Annotated in this window: 15 protein-coding genes; 2 read left to right on the top strand and 13 right to left on the bottom strand. The window is 35.0% G+C overall.

Features of this window, described 5'->3' with window-relative positions:
* Window position 1 precedes the first annotated feature (1 nt).
* From NE544_RS04950 to NE544_RS04965, 4 genes are all read right to left on the bottom strand, one after another.
* Entirely contained in the window at window positions 2-1,267 is a 1,266-nt protein-coding gene (locus NE544_RS04950) for a nitrate/nitrite transporter (protein ID WP_217256439.1), read from the bottom strand.
* On the bottom strand, window positions 1,264-2,601 hold the full coding sequence (locus NE544_RS04955) for an MFS transporter (RefSeq protein ID WP_256268551.1): 1,338 nt from the start codon (window positions 2,599-2,601) through the stop codon (window positions 1,264-1,266). The genes NE544_RS04950 and NE544_RS04955 overlap by 4 nt, the downstream gene beginning before the upstream one ends.
* A 418-nt stretch (window positions 2,602-3,019) precedes the next feature.
* The gene (locus NE544_RS04960) at window positions 3,020-3,463 is read right to left on the bottom strand and encodes a hypothetical protein (RefSeq protein WP_256268552.1); all 444 of its coding nucleotides are present in this window, start codon (window positions 3,461-3,463) and stop codon (window positions 3,020-3,022) included.
* Entirely contained in the window at window positions 3,450-3,923 is a 474-nt protein-coding gene (locus NE544_RS04965; RefSeq protein ID WP_256268553.1) for a DUF3990 domain-containing protein, read from the bottom strand. The genes NE544_RS04960 and NE544_RS04965 overlap by 14 nt, the downstream gene beginning before the upstream one ends.
* A gap of 1,220 nt (window positions 3,924-5,143) precedes the next feature.
* Between NE544_RS04965 and NE544_RS04970 the strand changes: the two genes are divergently transcribed.
* Window positions 5,144-5,584: a MerR family transcriptional regulator gene (locus tag NE544_RS04970; RefSeq protein ID WP_256268554.1), complete on the top strand. Its 441-nt coding sequence runs from the start codon at window positions 5,144-5,146 to the stop codon at window positions 5,582-5,584.
* A 74-nt stretch (window positions 5,585-5,658) separates the two neighbouring features.
* Here NE544_RS04970 and gnpA read toward each other — a convergent pair whose 3' ends face one another.
* The 6 genes from gnpA to NE544_RS05000 all read right to left on the bottom strand — a co-directional run bounded on the left by gnpA (window position 5,659) and on the right by NE544_RS05000 (window position 12,252).
* The gene (gene gnpA / locus NE544_RS04975; RefSeq protein ID WP_256268555.1) at window positions 5,659-7,803 is read right to left on the bottom strand and encodes a 1,3-beta-galactosyl-N-acetylhexosamine phosphorylase; all 2,145 of its coding nucleotides are present in this window, start codon (window positions 7,801-7,803) and stop codon (window positions 5,659-5,661) included.
* Window positions 7,804-7,819: 16 nt separating this feature from the next.
* Window positions 7,820-8,911: an ABC transporter ATP-binding protein gene (locus NE544_RS04980; protein WP_256268556.1), complete on the bottom strand. Its 1,092-nt coding sequence runs from the start codon at window positions 8,909-8,911 to the stop codon at window positions 7,820-7,822.
* Between the two features lie 11 nt (window positions 8,912-8,922).
* The gene (locus tag NE544_RS04985; protein ID WP_199519828.1) at window positions 8,923-9,096 is read right to left on the bottom strand and encodes a hypothetical protein; all 174 of its coding nucleotides are present in this window, start codon (window positions 9,094-9,096) and stop codon (window positions 8,923-8,925) included.
* Window positions 9,097-9,106: 10 nt separating this feature from the next.
* Window positions 9,107-9,967 carry a carbohydrate ABC transporter permease gene (locus NE544_RS04990; RefSeq protein WP_256268557.1) on the bottom strand — a complete coding sequence of 287 codons (861 nt, stop codon included), beginning with the start codon at window positions 9,965-9,967 and terminating at the stop codon, window positions 9,107-9,109.
* A gap of 11 nt (window positions 9,968-9,978) precedes the next feature.
* Window positions 9,979-10,860, bottom strand: a complete 882-nt coding sequence (locus tag NE544_RS04995) for a carbohydrate ABC transporter permease (RefSeq protein ID WP_256268558.1) — start codon at window positions 10,858-10,860, stop codon at window positions 9,979-9,981.
* A gap of 63 nt (window positions 10,861-10,923) precedes the next feature.
* Complete coding sequence (locus tag NE544_RS05000; protein ID WP_256268559.1) at window positions 10,924-12,252, bottom strand: carbohydrate ABC transporter substrate-binding protein; 1,329 nt, start codon at window positions 12,250-12,252, stop codon at window positions 10,924-10,926.
* 181 nt (window positions 12,253-12,433) lie between these two features.
* Here NE544_RS05000 and NE544_RS05005 point away from each other — a divergent pair, with 181 nt between their 5' ends.
* Entirely contained in the window at window positions 12,434-13,270 is an 837-nt protein-coding gene (locus NE544_RS05005; RefSeq protein WP_256268560.1) for an AraC family transcriptional regulator, read from the top strand.
* 20 nt (window positions 13,271-13,290) lie between these two features.
* On the opposite strand, the gene NE544_RS05010 is transcribed toward NE544_RS05005, so the two are convergent.
* From NE544_RS05010 to NE544_RS05020, 3 genes are all read right to left on the bottom strand, one after another.
* Window positions 13,291-13,716, bottom strand: a complete 426-nt coding sequence (locus NE544_RS05010) for an HIT family protein (protein WP_256268561.1) — start codon at window positions 13,714-13,716, stop codon at window positions 13,291-13,293.
* Window positions 13,717-13,996: 280 nt separating this feature from the next.
* Entirely contained in the window at window positions 13,997-15,442 is a 1,446-nt protein-coding gene (locus tag NE544_RS05015; protein ID WP_238095118.1) for an ISL3 family transposase, read from the bottom strand.
* 62 nt (window positions 15,443-15,504) lie between these two features.
* Window positions 15,505-15,968 (bottom strand): DUF6431 domain-containing protein (locus NE544_RS05020; RefSeq protein WP_256268562.1); only part of this gene is annotated, 464 nt, incomplete at its 5' end.

Below are 15,968 nucleotides of genomic sequence, written 5' to 3' on the forward strand. Positions count from 1 at the left end.
ATTAATTTACTTTCGGATGTTTCTTTAAATACGATTTCCAAACCAACACAAACACAGCTCCTAAAACTAACATTGCAACTAAGAAGCCAAAGAATAAACGATATCCACCAACACCTGGATTTTGATCAATCATCATGCCCGCTAAAACAGATACAAAAATTTCTGGCAAATACCCAATTGTAGAAATAATTCCAGCAGCCGTTCCAGAATACTTTTCTGGTACAGCACCCTCATCCATCATAGCCCATGTTTGTGCATAGTTTACATTATAGAAAATATAGATTAAGACAAACAAAACTGTAAAGAGTACGATAGAACCTGCATTTGTTGGCAACAATAAAATTCCCAAAGTACCCAAAGCCATTACCACAAATGAAATCAATAGAGCATTTCCTGTACCAAACTTATCGGAGAAGAAGCCTCCACCAACGTTTCCAAATAAAGAAAACCATCGTTTCATAGCTGCAAGTGTAGCTCCAAAAGTAACTGTGGCTCCTAAAATAGATGTGGCATATGGTGTAAAGTAATACAAAGACAAGGTAAATACATAATTACAGAATGTCACAAAACTGATGATCCAGATGGCTGGCATTTTTAATACTTCCCCAATGCCTTTAAAAGAAATACGTTCACTTGCTTCCATATGTCCATCTTTTACTTTAAAGAAACAGAAGATGCCCATCGCAATTGTCAAAACGGAATAATAAACAATGACTGTTTTCATACCTGCCACTTCGTCATTGATTTGACCAATGCCAATACGGAAAGCTACAACAGCACCCATAGCCATCAATGCAGCACCAACGCCACGACCACCTTCAAAGAATCCATAGGCTTTTCCTTGATCATCCGAATCCGATAGAATACGAACAGCTTTTACACAGGCTGGCCAAAACGCAAATAAACTTGAAATGCCCCAGAATGCATAAAGTGCTAGTAACTGATAGTAATTCAATGGTAATAAGTGTACAAAACCACCCAAGCCTGTTCCAATTAAAGAAACCGTTAAGATCATTCTTGTAGAAAAGCGGTCTGCCACAATACCTCCAAATAAATAGGAAATCATACCAAAAATTCCTAAAATACTTCCAAACACACCCATTTGTGTATTCGTCAAATGATACGTAGCTAAATATGCATCATAGTAATCAAAGCGAAAATATGGCAAGCCATAAATAATCGCCCCTCCAAATGCGACGATAATAATAGCCCAGAAGTTCTTTGCCGTCTTATCGCCAAAACCTAGTTTTTTAAATAATTTGTTCATCTTTTCTCTCCCTTACTTAAAACTATTTCATTTTCTTTATGATTAAAGGTATGAAGTCCCTGATAAAGAACAATACCTGCAATCGCATATAATATAGCGGCTATAAAATAAGCCTGCTGATACCCAGATTGGTGGACAAATAAAATCTTTCCTGTAAAATGACCACTCAATATACTCACAATACCCGCCGTAAAATTCACTACGGAAGTATAAACAGGCCGCAAATCTTTAGGAATCACATCCATCGATAGAGCACTATCCACAGGACTTGATAAATTCGCAAGGCCCGCACGTATAAATAGTGATGCACCAACAACAGGTACAACATATTTACCAAAATAATTTCCATTTCCAATCATCAACATAAAAGGAATGGAGGCCATGACCGTTAAAAAGATCGTTCCCACTTTACCCAATTTTTTTGTGCAATTCGGTGTAAAAAACATAAATAAGACAATCGCAACATAGGAAATGGATACCATTAAAGAACTGGTTGCCTTATCAATATGTAAATTTCGATTTAGATATACAGTATAGTACGATGTAAATAGGCCCATCGCAAAAGAAATCAAAGCCCAATACAATAAATAAGCCCGGGAATATCGATTTAATAAAAGTTGTCTTGCACCATTGATTTTTTCCTTTAAAGAAAGCCTTGGAGTAAGTTCCATTTGATAATCCGATTTCTTTTCCGATATACATAATACAGGAATCAAGGAAATTAACGCAATACACCCCACCACGAATAGAACCATTCGATTCGCATCCATATAAGATTGGTGTAAACCAGATGAAAGATGCGTCATATAGCGCGTTGCCTCTTGGGCTTGCGCATATGAAATGTTGGCCACACAACTAAACGCCTTTACCACAAAGGCTCCACCAAGATACGTTGCCAAGAAATATCCAATATACCCCATATAGTAAGTTCTTGTATACCAATGTATTTCTTGATCTTTAAATGCTTCTGTATAACAAGCAATAAAAGGACTTAACATGATAAAGTGCAGCTGCACACCCGTTAATGCCAATAGGGTTGCGATATATAAAGCCCAAGTAAAATCCATACAGACGGCGCCAAAAAAGGCACAGGCCGTTGAAAGTGAACAAAAAAGTAATAGCTTTTTATAGCCAATCTTTGGCACGAACAACAATAAAGCTGCACTTATGAATGTGGCATATCCATAAAAGGCCCAAAAGGATGTTGCGATAGAAGTTTGTGCTTCTTGCAGATAATTCACAAACGTATCGTACAAAACTCCACTTGCCAAATTATTAATGACATAACTAATTATAAAATAAACAATATTCCGTTTATCTCTTCGTTCTTCCATTTCTTCAACTCCTAAAAACTGTTTAAAATTATACGATTATAAAAAAAACAAATCAATTGTTAATTATATATTTTCAGTAAATCGATGAAATGAAAAAGAGGATGAGTTCTAAGTCATCCTCGGTTCGGGCTCCTCACCCTGCATTTTTGTTTAAATTGAATTTAGCTTCTCGCCATTCAAGAGCTATCGTTCGTTTGCGTTATACCATATATATAATATATATTTAAAGCACTATATTTATGATTTATTTTCAAATTATTTATCTAACATCTGCACATCTAGTTCATCTCACAACTAAAGTCACAAGTGTTCTTAGATTGCACAATAAATTCAGATACCGCACTCATTTGATTGATTCTTTTAATAGAGATCCAATTCAATGTAAATGTAAAGCCCCAATGCAGTATGCTTATACATATTAATTCAATAGTTTTCCTTCTAAATAGGAACATCTTAGATAATCTGGATTACTGTAATAAACATTTGAATTAAACCAAGTAATTTCATCAATGATGAAAGAATTAAATATTTTGCGAATATGTTGTACTAACTGATTTTCTGATGTTAATGTATCCAAAATCAATCTTTGGTAAACTTTACCAATTGCGGTATAAGAGGGTACCTTGTATTTACAATCGGCTACAGAATCATACTTACCATTTTCTATATGATACGTATCAATCCACTCATCACAAACTTGTTCAAATGAAAGACAATGATTTACACTAGCAACATCCAATTCGTGTAAGATTTGTTCATCACTCATTTTAGAAATGATATAGTTTCTGTGATTTTTGGTGATACGTGCTACAAACTCAACCATAGAACAAAAATAAAATAGATCATCTTTATTGAATTTCATGAATTGCTTCACTCCTTTCGAATTTTAGACATTCAAGAGCTTGAATAGAATGAAAACTAATTTGATGGGTTGGATGTTTGAACTTTGCTAGTTCCCAAAAAACAGACCTTGGAATATCACCGTTGATATAATCATTCACATAGTTCCAAATGGTATCATCAGCCATTGGGCCTTCGACAATATCATAGCTATGAACTTTTCCTGACCTACAATCTGTAATGAAATCCAACCATTCATCACTCATTGTTTCAAACTTTTTAATTTTTAAGTCTTTGTTTTCGGTATATTTATAAATATTAACAAACCCATTTTGACTTCTTTTATTTGCCCATTTATAGGCTTGCTCATAATTTATGGTGCAATAGAATCCCCAGGAAAAATCTTTTGTATATTTTGTTTTACGTATTTCTGGAAATTCAACAATCTCTCCACTACCATGGTATAAAAGAATATCTTCCATAGCTGATTCTCCTCTCTAAGTTATACTTTAAATCTACTATATATATTTTACCAATTTGAAGAAGTATTCTCAATCTCAATAAAAGCTACATGAAGCATATTGTTTCTTGATTTAATCAGAGTCTTAGGGATATTCCCTAAACACTTGTCTTTGATCAATCAAAGACGTTGCTTGCTACAACTGTAGACATTAATTGTCTACAGTCTTTTTCTTATCCGGTATAAGATTTTTTAGATCATGATTCATTTTCTAACATTTCTTTTTTCTGATTTTGTAATTTTAAATTTGAAGATATTTTTTTTAATTGTGAGTACCCATATGGCATCCTCATCTAATAAATTAGCATTAAGAATGTTAATAAACAGCTAGTAAATCAGGTAAATATGCTATAGCTAGACAGCATGAAAATGTCTAGGGGTTATCAGATGGGTACTCACAAAGATAAATACAAAATGCAGGCTACTATTACAATAGCCTTTTTGTCGTGCCCTGCAATTCATCTTTTATGATATTTCATCACTTTTTCACATATAATATTTTCCTGTCCCGAAACCAAAATCTTAATATACAAAAAAATGAGGATGAGTTCTAGGTCATCCTCGGTCGGGTTTCTCACCCTGCATTTTAGTTTAAATTGAATTTAGCTCCTCGCCATTCAAGAGCTATCGCTCGTTTGCATTGTACCATAAGGCATCTAAAAGTTCTAACATATAATTCCAATCATGCTTATTCAATATTCATAATTCTTTTATTGATATTTCCGAAGCATCACGCAAAATCTAAAATTAAAATTTAGGGAACTTTTTCGTTATATATTATATCAATAGTTCCCTAAACAATAAATACAAACAGGGAACTTTTATCACACACAACACTTAATAAGTTCCCTATTTTTTATCCTGTTGTTTTATTGTATTTAAAACATCTGCTTCTCGTGATATTTATTTCAAACTGTTTTTGACTATTGTTAATCATTTTATCGGAACATTATAAGATTTTACCAAGCATATACGCTTTTCTCATCTTCTGCAGCCCTTGTATCATGTAGATATCTCGAAATGCATATTCACTTGCATACATGATAATTTCTACATCTTTAATACACAACAACCAATACAATAAATGGCTTTTCTTTGAAATCTAAAACTTGTTGACACAATCACCTTGTGGCATTAGTATAATAGCTAAAGCTGACTTTAGGTCAAGAAAGAGAGGAAATCATGTATTACACAATAGGACAAGTATCTGAAATGTTTGATTTACCCATCTCTACCCTTCGATATTATGATAAAGAAGGATTTTTCCCTCATTTAGTTCGCAAAGGCAATATTCGCTATTTCAGTAATCATGAAATTGAGGCCTTACATCTCATTGAATGTTTAAAGAAATCGGGTCTTGGCATTAAGGAAATCAATCAATTCTTTGCTTTGGTTTCTGAAGGAAGTGCAAGTTTTGAAAAGAGAAAAGAGTTGTTTGAGGCTCGAAAAGAGGCTGTAGAAGCTGAAATTAAAAGTCTTCAAGAAACACTATCTTTATTAGAATTTAAGTGTTGGTACTACTCAAAAGCTATGGAGGATGGTACAGAAGAATACATTCAAGCTATGCTTCCAGACAAGCTTCCAAATGCCATTCAAAAATTATATGATGCAAGTCATAAATAAGAAAATGGAGCAGATATTCTGCTCCAAAGCTATTCAAAACCAGCTGGCTCGTTCTGATTTTGATTGACTGATTCTTAAATTTCAAACCATTTGATTTCACAAGCATCCAATTCAACTTCGAAACTTGTTCCATCACCCTTATACACGGTAGTTGTCTGTGGTTCATATGTATTATTGACAACACAGAAACTGTTTGTAGAAGGATATACGTTGATATCCACATTGTAGTTGTCGGAATACCAGCGTTTCATTTCTTCTTCTTTGTGTGCTGCAAAGAAGATTGCACGATACAATAGTCTTACGTTTTCAAAACTAAATGGAAGACCATTCATATACACGCCGCGACCTTTTCCATATTCATTTACAGCTAAATTGACATGTAGATCTTTTTCAGCCAAGATTTCGGTTTCAGGAAGAGCATATACATCATTTACACATTCTCCCCAATCTTCATGTTCTAATTGTTCTGTAATAAAGTGGTTTGGATGTACTTGCCAATTGTATTTGTCTGTATGCATTGTGAAACCTAATTCTTTATCCACACCCAATACATCGTATAAAGTGAAGAATTTACCGTTGCGGTTGATAGCTGTTGGCTCACCTACACCGATAAATCCACCGCCCTGGTCGACATAGCGACGAAGAGCTGTAATCACTGGTTCATCAAATTCGGCTCCACCACTAAAGCTTGTGTATGCAGAACCAATATTCATCACAACGTCCATATCATCTAAGATGGTTGGATCTTTTCGTATATCATCAAAACTAATGAAATGAACATCAAATGGGAAACCACTCAACGCCTCCATTACACCTGTATATGAATAGATTTGTTTGTACCAAATGGCATGGTGAACCAAGTGTGTTCCCCAACGACGAAGTTCTCCCCAACTATTAATTACACCCACTTTTAATAAGTTTAATGGAACTTGTTGGTTCACATGAGAATATAGCGTACGGAATTCGTCACATACCTTTTCAATATAATCAATGAATTCAGGGAAATCCAATGCCAATTTTAAATATCCACCATAACCAATACGATCGACTGGACTACGTAAAATAGCTCTACGAGCTGTTACCCAGTTCACCTTAGCTTCTTTTAATGGATCTCCATTTTCATGGAAAACATCTGGGAAGAAGTATGGTAAGAATCTTCCTTCTGTATACTTAACACCCTTAATATCGGAAATTAAACGAAGTGTTGTACCAGAACCAACTGATCCTACAACCGCATCCAATCCAATGGATTCAAAATATTTTCCAAATGGCTCTGTACCAATCCAGTGATCCCCTAAGAACATCATGGCTTCTTTTCCATATTCATGACAAATATCTACAAATTTCTTCGCTAATTTACTTACTTCACGCTGTTGGAAATCCATGAAATCACGATATTCCTTAGTTGGAACACAGAAAGTTGAGTTATTAAATCCTTTGTTGATAATATATTCCGCTCTAAATGGATAGCCCACTTCTTTTTCAAACTGTTCCAAAATATATGGAGATACAGAAGCACTGTATCCAAACCAGTCTACAAATTTTTCGCGTGCAAATTCATCAAATTGAAGCGTGAATTGGTGGAAGAACGTTGTAAAACGAACAACATCTACATCATCTCTTTCTTCACAGAATTTTCTAAATTTATCCAATACATACTTTTGTGTTTTAGGTTGTCGAACATCAAAAGTCATTTGATGTTCTTCACCCTTCCAATCATTCGTTAGAGCATTATACATATGCACAGGATCCCAAATCACAAATGCCAAGAAGCTTACTGTATACGCATGATACGGAATTGTATCATGAATAATCACTTCACCCGTTTCTTCATCATAATCCCAATTTGTGATGACATCATCCGTTGTACGATCAATAACTTCCCACCATCTGTGATTGTCTTTTGTGTTTGGCTTTAATTGATCTTTATAGAAATGCTGCATGATTTGAATCTTTAACTCGGTTGACTTTGCCGTCACAAAATCACTCATCAAATACATCTGTTGGATTTCATCTGGATTTGCCTTGGCCCACGCATTATCTTTTCTTGTCGTATAGTAAGTCGCATATTGCTTAATATCCATCTTACGCAATTCTTCTGGCATATCCGTTCCGTCACAGTCACGGATGGCATCGGCTTTCCATCGATTAATAATCTCAATTGTTGCATCAATTACATCAACATCTGTCGGTACAGTTACTCTGCCTGTTTCAATCATTTTATTTTCTCCTAAACTAGTCAATTCTATTTTCAGTTTCTATATCAAAGAAATGTATTTTTGATAAGTCCATTGTTAATTTAATTGTTGAATGTGCTTCTGGTTCCAAACGAGAATTTACTTTGGCACACATTTTTTGTCCATTTAAAGCACCATGCAAAATATATTCATGGCCCAATAGTTCGGCCACTTCAATTTCAAAATCAAAGTTAGCACTCGGATATGTATCCGCCACTATACCCTCACCATGTAAATCTTCTGGACGAATACCCATGATAATTTCTTTTCCTTGGTAACTAGAAAGTTTTTCTCTATACATCAAAGGAATTTCAATCTTCATATCCCCCACATGAAAGAATCCATTTGTATAAGTACCCTTCACAAAGTTCGTTGCAGGCGCACCCAAGAATCCAGCTACGAATAAATTTGCCGGATTATTATATATTTCTTTTGGCGTACCAATCTGCTGGATATATCCACCCTTCATAACAACAATACGATCAGCCATAGTCATGGCTTCCGTTTGATCGTGTGTTACATAAATGGTAGTAGCTCCAATACGTTCATGAAGCTGAATGATTTCCGAACGCATTTGTACACGCAATTTCGCATCCAAGTTTGATAGTGGCTCATCCATTAAGAATACCTTCGCATTACGAACGATAGCACGACCCAAGGCAACACGCTGTCTTTGACCACCTGATAAAGCTTTTGGCTTACGATCCAAATAAGGCTCAATCTCTAAAATACGAGCAGCTTCATGCACGCGCTTATCAATTTCTTCCTTACTATACTTACGTAATTTCAAGCCAAATGCCATATTCTCATATACACTCATATGAGGGTATAACGCATAAGACTGGAATACCATCGCAATATCACGATCTTTTGGTTCCACATCATTCATTCTTTTTCCATCAATGTAGAAATCACCGGCACTAATCTCTTCCAAACCAGCAATCATACGAAGTGTTGTAGATTTACCACATCCACTTGGTCCTACAAACACAATAAACTCTTTATCTTTAACTTCTAAATTAAAGTCAAATACAGCCTGAACATTGTTGTCATATATTTTATCAACATGCTGCAATGATAATTCTGCCATACTTCTTCCTCCTATTTATGTTTTCGATTGTATAGAAACAATAATGTTAGTAAGCCTGTCAATCCAACGATTTCAATCATTAGATTACGAACACTTACCGTCTTCTGTGCCCAAATGATCATACCTAAGAACACAAAGAATAAAACGATCATAATTATGTTCATTACTTTATTTTCATCTCTCATATTAGACACCTTACTCTTTCATTCCACCAATACTCATGCCCTGTGTAATCTTCTTTTGAACACAAATATAAAGAACTAACGTTGGAATCATAACAATTACCAACCCAGCATACATGACACCAAAGTTTGCCTGTGACTTTGCATCGGCCATTAAATATTTAACACCAACGGCCAACGTCGCATTTTCTTTATCCATAAAAGTAAATGCGATAATATATTCATTCCAGAAAGCCAAGAATTGAAATAGGATAACCGTAATAATACTTGGTCTTGCCATGGGAATCATAATCTTTGTCATGGTCTTAAAGTAGCCACAACCATCAATGCGAGCCGCCTCTTCATACGCCTTAGGCAACGTTTTAAAATAACCCGTCAACAAATAGATTGTGAAAGGTAAGGCCGTTGCCGCATACACGACAGAAAGCCAGAACTTACTATTTAAGAAAAAGTCAAATCCAAGCTTAATGTCCGCATTAAATAACATTAAGAAAATTGGCAAAACAATATAGTTCACATTTACGAAAAGTCCAGCCATGAAAAGTCCATTAAAGAATTTCTTTCCCGCAAAATCAAATCGTGCCAAAACATACGATGCAGGAAGAGCAACCACCAATAAAATGACTAATGATAGTGCTGTTACAATGATTGTATTTAATAAATAATCACCCATTCTTGCTTTCACAAAGGCATCCGCAAAGTTTGACCACAATATTTGTTTGGGAAGATCAAATGGATTTCCACTCACCAATTCCAATTGCGATTTTAAAGATGCAAGGAATACCCAAACGATGGGTACAATAATCGAAATAGCTAATGTGATCAGTGCCACATAAACAAAGATCTTGTATAAAGGAAAATTACGTTTCTTCATATCTCATCCTCCTAATACTGTAATATATCACGTTCAGTGACCTTATTTATGATGGCGGATAAGGCAAATGAGAATACGAAGATACATACTCCGACGGCCATACCAAATCCGTATTTACCAGCGAACGCATTGTTGTACATATAGTTCAATGCCACTTCACTTCCTAGATTTCCCTCACTTGTCAATTGAACGAACATAAATGATAAGTTGATTGTAGAAATTACGAAGAAAGTTAAAGTTGTACGAATGTTATCCCAAATCAAAGGTAAAGTAATCATAAAGAACTGTCTGACTTTACTAGCCCCCTCAAGACTAGCAGCCTCATATAGGTTTTCTGGAATACTCGACATACTCGACATATACATAACCATATAATAACCAATGGCCTGCCATACAAGGGCACCAATAATAGAATAGTTAATAACAGCCGGATTTCCCATCCATTGTTGTTGTAAAGACGAAAGTCCAATCATACCGAAGAATGTATTTAAAATACCATTCGTAGGTTGATAAACAGCTGAGAAAATACCTGCAATAACAACAATACTCAAAATATTTGGAATGTAGAAAATAACACGGAAGAAGTTTTTACCAACAAACTCTTCACGAGTTAATAATGTCGCAAACAATACGGCCAACACCAAAGTGATGATCGTAATCAATACAACATACAAGATTGTATTTTGCATAGCCTCAATAAAACGCATGTCGTTAAAAAGAACCTTAAAGTTGAAGAACCCGGCAAAAGTGGCATCACTTACGAAATTGCTCTTTTTAAAGAATGCTGTCTTAAATACATCAATCGTTGGAATCACCATAAAAATGAAGACTAGAATAACGGCTGGTGCAAGACACGCAAATACGAAACGATTTTGTGCTTTCTTTTTATTCATGAGTTTTTCCTCCCATCTTTTAAAAAGCGACGAGCAACAATTTGCTCATCGCTTTAAGTTTAATTATTCAGTTACAGCTTTGTTTTTAGATAATTTAACCCAAGCATCTGCTAATTTGCTTTGGTAATCTTTTGCAGTTAATTCACCAGTAGCTAAAGAGTCAATTGAACCAAATACTGTTGCAGCACGGTCAAAGTCTGGTAAGTTATCTGTGTTGTAAGGAGCAAATGCACCTAATGCAGCAGAAGCAGTGTCATATACTGAGAAGAATTCTTTTGTATATCCATCTTCCATAGCCGCAATAGTGTCTGACATATGTGTAGTTGGAACAATGTTTCCACCTTCAGCCATGATCTTAACACCTTCATCCGAATAGATAAACTTCAAGAATGCTTTCGCATCATCTACGTTTTTAGCTTGAGCAGGAATCCATACTTGTTCAGTCATAGAACCAACGAAACGTTCACCATCTTTTTCTAATGCAGGCAATGGAAGTAATCCCCAGTGATAATCTTCAGGCGTTGTATCTGCCATTTCATTCACTACCCAGTCACCATTAGGCATGAATAATGCTTTTCCATCAATGACAGCCTGCTGGTTCATTGTGAAACCATCTTTCGCATTCGCATTTGAGACTGTATCAGAATATAAATAATCAGGGCTTACTAATTTAGTTAAAATATCGATAGTTTGTTTAGCACCATCTGTATTCCAAGCATCCTTATCATAATTTAATACGTTAGATAATAATTCTTCTCCACCAGTTTCTTTCAACAATGCATTTAATGTGTTGTCAAAATAACCATTTGTTGGATAAGTAAATAATGCGATACCATCTTTCTTAGCTTGATCACCTAAAGCCCAGAATTCTTCCCAAGTTGTTGGAAGTTCATATTTCTTTCCTTCTCCAACCAATTCAGTATTATAGAAGAATCCAGCTGGAGTTGTCTTAAGTGGCATCAAATAAGATTTTCCATCACCATAATATTGTACGATACTACTATTTGCGTAGTTTTCATCCATACCAACTTCTTCAACTACATCTGAAATATCCAATACTTCATGAGTATTTAATTGAGTTTCAGTATATCCAGAAGGCTGACCTAAGTTATAGTAAACAACATCAGAATATTCACCCTTCGCATTTTCTTTATTCAATACATCTGGCAATTCTTTTTCAAAACGCAATTGAACGTCTACATCCGGATTTGCCTTTTCGAAAGCCTTAGCCAATTTTGTGAATACTTCTTCACCATTACCACCAGAGAAAGAATCAAATTTTAATACTCGCTTATCTCCAGAATCAGAATTTTCAGCTGGTTTGCTAGAACATCCTGCTAACATAGATGCTGCCATCGCAAATGATAACCCAGCAGTTATAACTTTTTTCATACTTTACCTCCTCATAAATTCGTATGAACCTCTTTTGACAAGTCTAGTATAGCTTATTTGAAAGCGCTTTATCATAAAAATATAGCTCTATATTTTAGATATATTGCGATTTGGTAAATTTGGCAACAAAATTGATAAACAAAAGAAAACAATATATAATAATACAAAAAGAGGTGTTTTTATGAGTACACAACGCTTTCAAATTGACCAAGTCGACTTCAATAAAGCCCGACCCAAATTACTATATATAACTGAATCCAAGTTCGATCACGAATGGAATTCCACCCTACATACCCATTTATACACGGAAATGTTCTATGTGACAAAGGGCCATGGACTTCTAAGTTTAGACAATAAAAACTATCCCGTAAAAGAAGACGATCTCGTTATTGTCAATCCATTGGTATCCCATACCGAGCGTGGTATTGAAAATGTCAACTTCGAATACATTGTTATGGGAATTGAAGGCGTTACCTTCTTTTCGAAAGAAGAAGACGAAGAACAAGGTTGCAGCATTGCCAACTATTATGAATACAAACACGAAGTACTATTCTATCTAAAAACTATTCTAATGGAAGTTAAGGCAAGAGATGCTGAATATCAATCGTTATGCCAAAACCTATTAGAAGTATTACTGATCAACCTGATGCGTAGGGCCAACATTAGTTTAAAATCTTCACCCGTTAATAAAGCCAACAAAGACTGTGTCTATATTGAAAAATATATTGATGCTCACTTTAAAGAAGATATCACACTAGACACATTAAGTGAACTCACTTTCTTAAATAAATATCACATTGTACATGCCTTTAAGCAATATAAGGGAATCTCCCCCATTAACTATATGATTCAAAAGCGTATTCAAGAAGCTAAAGTTCTACTTTCTACAACCAATCTTCAAATCTCAGAAATATCCATCATCATAGGATTTACAAGCCAATCCTATTTTGCCCAAGCCTTCAAAAAAGCAACGGGCATTTCACCTATTCAATTTAGAAAAAATCATAGTGAACAATAGAAAAAGGAGCACACGCTCCTTTATTTACATAATACAGCACGATATTTTTCAACCATATCCTGATATTCTTCATCCGACAATGTTTTTTCACCAGGATTCATAGCGAATACACCGCCCCATTCATATCCATCCTTATATTTAGGAACTAAATGGAAATGAAGATGATGACCCGTATCCCCATAAGCACCATAGTTAACTTTGTCTGGATTGAAGATTTCATGCATAGCACAAGCTACCCTATTGATATCCTCCATATAAGAAGCTCTTTCCTGGGCCGTCAACTCTGTAATTTCACTCACATGTTTCTTATGAGCCACAATCACACGACCCGGATGAGACTGTTCCTTAAACAAATACACTTTTGAACTTTCTAGTTCACAAATTTTAATTCCGAAAGCAGCTACTAGCTCGCCTTCCATGCAATAAGCACAATTTTGATCTTTCATTTTTTTACCTACTCTTCCTGAAGGTATAATACCACAATTTGTAAGTACTTACATAGTAAATTTAAACTAATTATTTCAAGTATACATTCGATAACAAAGTGCTTTCTTTTCCCATAAAAGCATGTTATACTATGAGTGTGTTGATTAAGTTAAGACTCTAACCCTTTCAATTAACGGCGCAATAAATTTGGATGGGGTTATGTGAATTTGCTCTCCAAGAATTTAAGGGGCGGCATATACCCCAAAACGGTTTATAGCTGATATTGGGCTCAGACAACATTTAGTTGTCTGGGTCCATTTTTTCAACCATTTTAATGCTTCCGTCATCCTTGTCGATTTCAAAATCAATACCTTTTTCTAAGACCAACATACATCTGTTTCTGAATCGTTCCCAATTGCGATAGCCATTAGCTGCTTTTGTAACCAATTTGATGATCGCATTGCGATTCTCCATCAGTGCATTGTTGATTCTTTTCTGTTCTACAGTAATTTCTCCTGTGTCTTTCGATACATTATAATCAGCTTTTGATATACAGAATGAGTTGATGATCTCAACCTTCCAATTACTTAACGTTTTACTGAATGCCACCAGTTCTTCAATATTGCTTTCTCTAAGATGTTTGATAACTGTTTCTATGGCTTCAGGTGCTGTTTTGATTGTATTCGAAACATAAAAATCCGTGACTTCATCCTTTAACTCCCAGGCTTTGTTGATATCCGGATGAATAGATACCAACTTTTGTGCTATATCATATGGATTCAGATAAGCTCTGAAGTGTGCATTATAATATCTTTTTCGAGTTACATCGAACAGTCTCTTTTTGTCTTTGCACATCGCATTGCTGAAATGTTTGAAGAGGAATCGGTTCTGATGTTTAAGCAGGTAATAGGCATCTTTTTGTTCCTGAGTCCTGTCTTTATAATTGATAAATCCATATGGTTTCATAATTCTTAGTCGTATTGAATCTACTTTTCGGTTCAGTTCCTGTGCTACATGATATCGATCCACCACATGAAGTGAATGTTTAAAGTGTTTGTGTATGATTCTTCTGTACGGTTCGTACATATCCGTAGCTATGAACTCAACCTGATCCTTTTCGTATTTTGGAATCTTTGAATAATACTCATCCAGATAATCATAACGTCTACTTGGAAGGATATCGATAGGGCGTCCAGTCTGTTGATCAATTAATACACAAACATATTTACTATGTGTATCTTTTGAATAGAATGCGTAGTTTTCATCTGTAGACATAATTCTTGGCAGCTTGGCTCTTGGAATATTTACTGTCGCATCAAATATAGAAGCTACAGTTGTAGGTGATATATGATATCTTTCCGCAATAGAAACAAATGTTTCACTAGGTTTTGTGAGATCCCTCATTACACATTGAATGACAGTTGAGGTTATCTTCATTCTTTTAAATACAAATGGATTGAATTCATAATAAGTTGTGTGACAGATTGGACAAACAAATCGTCTGGCATGGTATACAAGAATACATCCTTTATCGTTTAAGATGGAATGGTTGATTTTCTTGGCTACATAGCCCTTGATTTTGACAGACTCGTTGCCACATTCAGGACATGGTGGTCTTTTATCCGTCAGTTTAAGGTCAATAACCACCTGTTTGTTTCTAACGATACTCGTACAGGATTCGATACAATCCATTTCAAGACCGAAAGTGTTACAGATGGTAATGATATTATCGTAAGAATCGTTCATAAATCATTTCACCTCCACATATTCTTATCTGATTTCAGTATAGGAATATATGAAACGAAATTCTAATGAAGGTGTGTTGGTGATATGAAAAATCCGAAATAAATAGGTTTTTTAATGTGATTCTTTATAATTGAATGAATTATTGAGAAGAAACGAATAAAAACAGGAAATGGTTCCAATGAAGCAAACTTAAAACGACGCTTTAAATAATCTCTATACGTAATATTCATTTCTGTATCTGAATTCAAAGCATTCTGGATATTAAGTATGATATGTAGAAAATAAGGGAGAACAGTAGTTGGCAAAACAATATGAGTGGATCCACAACCCTTACAATGAACACGCTGAATCAAAAGCTCAATACGAACCATATCTTCATTGATGAAATTTCTTGGATGAGTACCATAAAGAATAAGAAGACCAATCATACCACATTTAGGACAAGGAACTGAAGTAAGCAATGGTATGAAAGATTCAATAAAAGTATTATAAGCCTCTTGATTTTGTGTGACGTTGTCAGTAGTAT

Source organism: Holdemanella sp. MSK.7.32 (assembly GCF_024460475.1).
In the GTDB taxonomy this organism is placed as follows: Bacteria; Bacillota_I; Bacilli_A; order Erysipelotrichales; family Erysipelotrichaceae; genus Holdemanella.

What these genes read in the sequence shown, in the direction of transcription:
- NE544_RS04950 (WP_217256439.1), bottom strand. Translation starts at nt 1,267, where the DNA reads ATGAACAAATTATTTAAAAAACTAGGTTTTGGCGATAAGACGGCAAAG.
- NE544_RS04955 (WP_256268551.1), bottom strand. Translation starts at nt 2,601, where the DNA reads ATGGAAGAACGAAGAGATAAACGGAATATTGTTTATTTTATAATTAGT.
- NE544_RS04960 (WP_256268552.1), bottom strand. Translation starts at nt 3,463, where the DNA reads ATGAAATTCAATAAAGATGATCTATTTTATTTTTGTTCTATGGTTGAG.
- NE544_RS04965 (WP_256268553.1), bottom strand. Translation starts at nt 3,923, where the DNA reads ATGGAAGATATTCTTTTATACCATGGTAGTGGAGAGATTGTTGAATTT.
- NE544_RS04970 (WP_256268554.1), top strand. Translation starts at nt 5,144, where the DNA reads ATGTATTACACAATAGGACAAGTATCTGAAATGTTTGATTTACCCATC.
- gnpA (WP_256268555.1), bottom strand. Translation starts at nt 7,803, where the DNA reads ATGATTGAAACAGGCAGAGTAACTGTACCGACAGATGTTGATGTAATT.
- NE544_RS04980 (WP_256268556.1), bottom strand. Translation starts at nt 8,911, where the DNA reads ATGGCAGAATTATCATTGCAGCATGTTGATAAAATATATGACAACAAT.
- NE544_RS04985 (WP_199519828.1), bottom strand. Translation starts at nt 9,096, where the DNA reads ATGAGAGATGAAAATAAAGTAATGAACATAATTATGATCGTTTTATTC.
- NE544_RS04990 (WP_256268557.1), bottom strand. Translation starts at nt 9,967, where the DNA reads ATGAAGAAACGTAATTTTCCTTTATACAAGATCTTTGTTTATGTGGCA.
- NE544_RS04995 (WP_256268558.1), bottom strand. Translation starts at nt 10,860, where the DNA reads ATGAATAAAAAGAAAGCACAAAATCGTTTCGTATTTGCGTGTCTTGCA.
- NE544_RS05000 (WP_256268559.1), bottom strand. Translation starts at nt 12,252, where the DNA reads ATGAAAAAAGTTATAACTGCTGGGTTATCATTTGCGATGGCAGCATCT.
- NE544_RS05005 (WP_256268560.1), top strand. Translation starts at nt 12,434, where the DNA reads ATGAGTACACAACGCTTTCAAATTGACCAAGTCGACTTCAATAAAGCC.
- NE544_RS05010 (WP_256268561.1), bottom strand. Translation starts at nt 13,716, where the DNA reads ATGAAAGATCAAAATTGTGCTTATTGCATGGAAGGCGAGCTAGTAGCT.
- NE544_RS05015 (WP_238095118.1), bottom strand. Translation starts at nt 15,442, where the DNA reads ATGAACGATTCTTACGATAATATCATTACCATCTGTAACACTTTCGGT.